Below are 5,480 nucleotides of genomic sequence, written 5' to 3'. Positions count from 1 at the left end.
TAGTAGGTGCCGCCCTTCACGGTGGCGTCGTTGGCGACGATCATGCACTCGGTGCCCTGCACCCGGCCGATGCCGGTGATGATGCCGGCCGAGGGGGCGTCGTCGTCGTACATGCCGAAGGCGGCCAGCTGGCCCACCTCGAGGAAGGGGGTGCCGGGGTCGAGCAGGTGGTTGACGCGCTCGCGGGGCAGCAGCTTGCCGCGGGCGGTGTGCTTGGCGCGGGCGGCCTCGCCGCCGCCCAGCGAGACGCGGGCCGCCTGGGCGCGCAGGTCCTCGACCATCCCCTTCATGGCCTCGGCGTTGGCCCGGAAATCCTCCGCGCGCGGGTTGATGCGACTCTTGATCGTGCTCATGTCTCCTCGCCCTGGTCGGGTGGTGGTCTTGTCAGAGTTGCCGCTCTTCGTGGATCACCCGCGAGGCGGGCGATCCCTCGTAGCCGGCCATGGCCTGCAGCAGGGCGTCCGGCGTCGACGCGTCGAGCAGAAGGCCGCGGTTCTCGGTCTTCATGAAGCCTTCGGCGACGCCGCGGTCGAGCATCGTCAGCAGCGGCGCGTAGTAGCCCTCGACGTCGAGCAGGCCGGCCGGCTTGCGGTGGAAGCCGAGCTGCGCCCAGGTGAGGATCTCGAACAGCTCCTCGAAGGTGCCCAGGCCGCCCGGCAGCGCGATGAAGCCGTCGGACAGCTCGGCCATGCGGGCCTTGCGGGTGTGCATCGAGTCCACCACCTCGAGCCGGGTCAGGCCCTCGTGGCCGACCTCCCAGCGCATCAGCGCCTCCGGGATCACGCCGGTGACCTGGCCGCCGGCGGCCAGGCAGGCGTCGGCGACGACACCCATCAGGCCCACCTTGCCGCCGCCATAGACGAGCTCGATGCCGCGCTCGGCGAGCCGCCGGCCGAGGGTCGCGGCGGCCTCGCGGTAGGCCGGCAGGCGACCCTCCCGCGAACCGCAGAACACACACAGGCGCGTGAAGCCGGCCACCTCAGAAGCCCCCTTCGGTGAGCCAGCGCTCGATCTGTTCGAGCCGGTCCACGCCCCAGAAGGGCTCGCCGTCGATCACCACAAAGGGCGAGCCGAAGACGCCGGCCGCGATCGCTTCGGCGCAGGCGTCCTTGAGGCGCTGCTTGACGGCGTCGTCCTCGAGGGCGCTGGCCGCAGCGGTCTCGTCGACCCCGAAGCCCGTCGCCAGCGAGAGCACGGTCTCCTTGCGGGAGATGTCCTGCTCCTCGACGAAATAGGCCCGGAACACCTCGTGGGCGAAGCGACGCGCCAGCGGGCAGTCCTGGCCGTGCAGCCAGTAGTAGAGACGGGCGGCGTGCTGGGTCGCGACCGGAAACGGGTCGGGGATCTCGAGCGGAATGCCCATATGGCGCGCACTGCGCTGGATGTCGTGGAGGGAATACGGTCCCTTCATCGGGATCGCCGGCAGCGGCTGGCTGCCGATCTCCTTATAGACCACGCCCAGCAGCATCGGCTTCCAGCGGACCTTGCGCTCGAAGCGGGCGGCCAGCGCGTCGATGCGCTCGCTCATCAGGTAGCCGTAGGGCGACGAGAAGTCGAAATGGAAGTCGATCGGTTCGGCCATGGCGGTCTCCGTGTCGGTCTCAGGCGCGGGGCCAGAGGATCATCTGGGTGCAGCGGAAGAGGGCGATGCGGCCGCCATCCTCGCCGCACACCTCGGCGTCCCAGACGTGGGTATTGCGGCCACAATGGACGGCTGTCGCGGTCGCGTCGAGACGGCCCTCGGTGCGGGTGCCGAGGAAGTTGCTCTTCAGTTCGATGGTCGTAAAGGCCTGGGCCCCCACCGGCAGGTGGGCGAGGGTCGCGAAGCCGCAGGCGGTGTCCGCCAGCGCGACGACCGAGGCGGCGTGCAGGAAGCCGTTGGGGGCCAGCATGTCCGGTCGGATCGTCATTGCCGCGTCGAGCCGCCCTGGCTCGAGCGCGGTGGCCTGGAATCCGTACCAGCCGGGCAGGGTGCCGGGGCAGCGTTCGTTGAGCCGGTCGAGGCCGTAGTCGGGGTGCAGTCGCGGGGGGGCCATTCTGTGTTGTCCTCGGGCCGCCCTACCAGGGCAGGGGCTGGCCCTGGTAGTTGTAGAAGCCGCCGCTCGCAAAGCGGTCGGCGTCGTCGATCACCGCGCGCATGCCGGCGACCGACTCGGGGGGCAGCAAGGGGGCCTGCGGGCCGCCCATCTCGGTCCGGACCCAGCCCGGGTGCAGCGCGATCACCCGGGGGCCGCGCTCGGCGAAAGCCATCGATGCGCATTTGACCGCCATGTTGGTGGCGGCCTTCGAGCAGCGGTAGAGCAGCGCAAACGGACTCTCGGCGTCAGCGATCGAACCCATCCGCGAGCTCAGCACCGCGATCGTGCCGTCCGCCGCCATGCGGGGCGCGAGGGCCTCGATGAGGGCGATCGGGCCGCGGACGTTGGTCTGCATCACGGCGTCGAAATCGTCAACGGTCGGCGTCGTGTAGTCGCCATTCTTGTTGCCGATGGCGCCGGCGCACACCACGGCGAGTTCGAGCAGGTCCGGCAGCGCCGCGGCCAGGGCGGTGATCGAGGCGTCGTCGCGGACGTCGAGGGGCAGCGCCGCGGTGCCCGGCGGAAACGCCGCGGCCGAAGGGTCCCGCAGGCCGGCCAGCACCTGCCAGCCGTCGGCGCCGTACTGGTGCACGAATTCCAGGCCGAGGCCGCGCGAGGCGCCTGCGATCAGCACGGTGCGGGTCATCGCTTCGCTCCGGAGCCGGCTCAGAGCATCTCGACGGCCAGGGCCGTCGCTTCGCCGCCGCCGATGCACAGGGAGGCCACGCCACGGGACTTGCCGCGCCTTTTCAGGGCGCCGAGCAGCGTCACGACGATGCGCGCCCCCGAGGCGCCGATGGGGTGGCCGAGGGCGCAGGCGCCGCCGTGGATGTTCACGCGGTCGTGGGGCAGGGCGAGGTCGTGCATGGCCGCCATCGTGACCACCGCGAAGGCCTCGTTGATCTCCCACAGGTCCACGTCGCCGACCGACCAGCCGGCGGTGTCGAGCGCCTTGTGGATCGACCCCACCGGGGCGGTCGGGAACAGGTGCGGGGCGTGGGCGTGGGTGGCGTGGGCGCGGATCGCGGCGAGCGGCGTGAGGCCGAGGCGCTCGGCGGTCGAGGCGCGCATCAGCACCATCGCCGCGCCGCCGTCGGAAATCGAGCTGGAGTTGGCGGGCGTGACCGTGCCGTCCTTGCGGAAGGCGGGCTTCAGCGTCGGGATCTTGTCGAGCCGCGCCTTGCCCGGCTGCTCGTCGTGCTCGACGATGGTCTCGCCGCTGCGGGCCGGCACCGCCACCGGGGCGACCTCCCAGGCGAAGCTGCCGTCCTCGATGGCGGCCTGGGCGCGGGTCAGCGAGGTGATCGCGAAGTCGTCCTGCTGCTGGCGGGTGAAGCCGTAGCTGTCGACGCAGTCTTCGGCAAAGGTGCCCATCAGGCGCCCGCGGAACTCGGCCGAGTAGGCATCCTCGAGGCCGTCAAAGAACATGTGGTCGAGCACCTGGCCGTGGCCGAGGCGGTAGCCCGAGCGGCCCTTGGGCAGCATGTACGGCGCGTTGCTCATCGACTCCATGCCGCCGGCGACCATGACCTGCGCGCTGCCCGCCATGAGGAGGTCGTGGGCCAGCATCGTGGCCTTCATGCCCGAACCGCAGACCTTGTTGATCGTCGCGCAGCCGGCCGACAGGGGCAGGCCGGCGCCGAGGGCGGCCTGGCGTGCCGGGGCCTGGCCGACTCCGGCCGGCAGCACGCAGCCCATCAACACCTCCTCGACATGACCCGGCTCGACCCCGGCCCGCTCGACCGCGGCGCGGATCGCGGCGGCACCGAGCTGGGGCGCGGTCAGGGCGGACAGATCGCCCTGGAAGCCGCCCATCGGGGTGCGGGCGGCGGAAACGATGACGACCGGGTCGGACATGGGGGAACTCTCCAGATGCGGTGGCCCCTACAGGGCCAGGGATTCGAGGGCCGCGATATAGCGCGGCAAGAGATCGTCCGGGCGGCTCACGTTGAGGCCCAGGTTGTTCATCAGGCCGTCCTTGAGGCCATAGACCCAGCCATGGACGGTGACCGGCTGGCCGCGGCGCCAGGCATCCTGGACGACCACGGTCTGGGCCACGTTCACCACCTGCTCGAGCACATTGAGCTCGCATAGGCGGTCGTGGCGGAGTTCTTCGGGCAGAGTGTCGACCCGCTTGCGGTGCTTGACGTGGACATCCACCACGTGGCGCAGCCACAGGTCCACCAGGCCGACCCGCGCGCGGGACAGGGCGGCGCCGACGCCGCCGCAACCGTAGTGGCCGACCACCATGATGTGCTTGACCTTCAGCACGTCCACCGCGAACTGGACGACCGACAGGCAGTTGAGGTCGGTGTGCACCACCACGTTGGCGACGTTGCGGTGCACGAACACTTCGCCCGGCAGCAGGCCGATGATCTGGTTGGCCGGCACGCGGGAGTCCGAGCAGCCGATCCACAGGTACTCGGGCGACTGCAGCTGAGAGAGCTTCTCGAAGTACGCCGGGTCCACCTGCTGCATCTGCTGCGCCCAGGCCCGGTTGTAGTCGAAGAGGTGGGTCAGAAGGTCGTTGTGGACCCGGCCCTCGTCCCAGCTCGACAGCTCGAGGGACAGGAACATCGTGCCCTCGATCGGCGTCGGGTAGTAGGCCGGCGCGTCCTGGAAGCCCAGCTCCCGGTACAGCTTCACGGCGATCCGCATCGCCGGCAGGGTGTCGAGCATGATCCGCTGGTAGCCGATCGTGCGCGCCGCCTTGATCGCGGCCAGCGCCAGGTCGCGGCCGATGCCCTGGCCACGCAGCTCGGGCTCGACGTACAGGCGCTTCATCTCGCAGACGCCTTCGGAGAAACGCCGGATGCCGACGCAGCCGGCGGGCCGGCCGTCGATCTCGGCGTAGAACAGGCAGCCTTCGGGCGCCGAATAAGCGCCGGGCAGGCTCGCCATTTCATCGGCGAAGCCCTGGAACGACAGGTCGCGGCCGAGCCAGCCCGCATAGTTGCGGAAGAACTGGCGCACGTGCTCCAGCCGGTCCGTGTCGTTCGAATCGAGGACGCGAATTTGGGTTGCCATGGGGGTCATCACTCCGCTGATTGGGTCAGCACCGAAGATACCGGAGCCGACCGCGCCGCGACAGCCGGGCGTGGCCCGGGATGGTGCGGCGCAGCGAGGCCGGTGTCAGCGCGTTTCCGAGAGCAGCTCGCGGCCGATCAGCATGCGGCGGATCTCGCTGGTGCCGGCGCCGATCTCGTAGAGCTTGGCGTCGCGCCACAGCCGACCGACCGAGAATTCATTGGTATAGCCCACGCCGCCGAGGGTCTGGATCGCCTCGCCGGCCATCCAGGTGGCCTTCTCGGCCGAGTAGAGGATCGCGCCGGCGGCGTCCTTGCGCAGGGCGCGGGCGTGGTCGGCCCGGTCGCAGGCCTGGCCCACGGCGTAGACGTAGGC

Annotated in this window: 8 protein-coding genes; all 8 read right to left on the bottom strand. The window is 70.5% G+C overall.

Going from position 1 to position 5,480, the window contains the following annotated elements; translation table 11 throughout:
• Window positions 1-353: methylcrotonoyl-CoA carboxylase (locus tag KDM41_17010; protein MCB1185125.1), on the bottom strand; the 353-nt coding region annotated here is incomplete at its 3' end.
• Window positions 354-384: 31 nt separating this feature from the next.
• Window positions 385-978, bottom strand: a complete 594-nt coding sequence (locus KDM41_17005; protein MCB1185124.1) for a TIGR00730 family Rossman fold protein — start codon at window positions 976-978, stop codon at window positions 385-387.
• Window position 979: 1 nt separating this feature from the next.
• Complete coding sequence (locus KDM41_17000; GenBank protein MCB1185123.1) at window positions 980-1,582, bottom strand: 2-hydroxychromene-2-carboxylate isomerase; 603 nt, start codon at window positions 1,580-1,582, stop codon at window positions 980-982.
• 19 nt (window positions 1,583-1,601) lie between these two features.
• On the bottom strand, window positions 1,602-2,036 hold the full coding sequence (locus tag KDM41_16995) for a PaaI family thioesterase (GenBank protein MCB1185122.1): 435 nt from the start codon (window positions 2,034-2,036) through the stop codon (window positions 1,602-1,604).
• Between the two features lie 22 nt (window positions 2,037-2,058).
• Window positions 2,059-2,724 carry an SDR family NAD(P)-dependent oxidoreductase gene (locus KDM41_16990; protein MCB1185121.1) on the bottom strand — a complete coding sequence of 222 codons (666 nt, stop codon included), beginning with the start codon at window positions 2,722-2,724 and terminating at the stop codon, window positions 2,059-2,061.
• A 20-nt stretch (window positions 2,725-2,744) separates the two neighbouring features.
• A complete protein-coding gene (locus KDM41_16985) occupies window positions 2,745-3,935 on the bottom strand; it encodes an acetyl-CoA C-acetyltransferase (protein ID MCB1185120.1) in 1,191 nt (396 codons plus the stop codon).
• 27 nt (window positions 3,936-3,962) lie between these two features.
• The gene (gene can, locus KDM41_16980) at window positions 3,963-5,105 is read right to left on the bottom strand and encodes a carbonate dehydratase (protein ID MCB1185119.1); all 1,143 of its coding nucleotides are present in this window, start codon (window positions 5,103-5,105) and stop codon (window positions 3,963-3,965) included.
• A gap of 105 nt (window positions 5,106-5,210) precedes the next feature.
• A partial coding sequence (locus KDM41_16975; GenBank protein ID MCB1185118.1) for an isovaleryl-CoA dehydrogenase occupies window positions 5,211-5,480 on the bottom strand: 270 nt, incomplete at its 5' end.

The sequence above is a fragment of the bacterium genome, from assembly GCA_020440705.1.
GTDB lineage: Bacteria > Krumholzibacteriota > Krumholzibacteriia > LZORAL124-64-63 > LZORAL124-64-63 > JAGRNP01.
The sequence above is the reverse complement of the archived record's forward strand: the minus strand, read 5'-3'. Positions and strand labels throughout refer to the sequence as shown.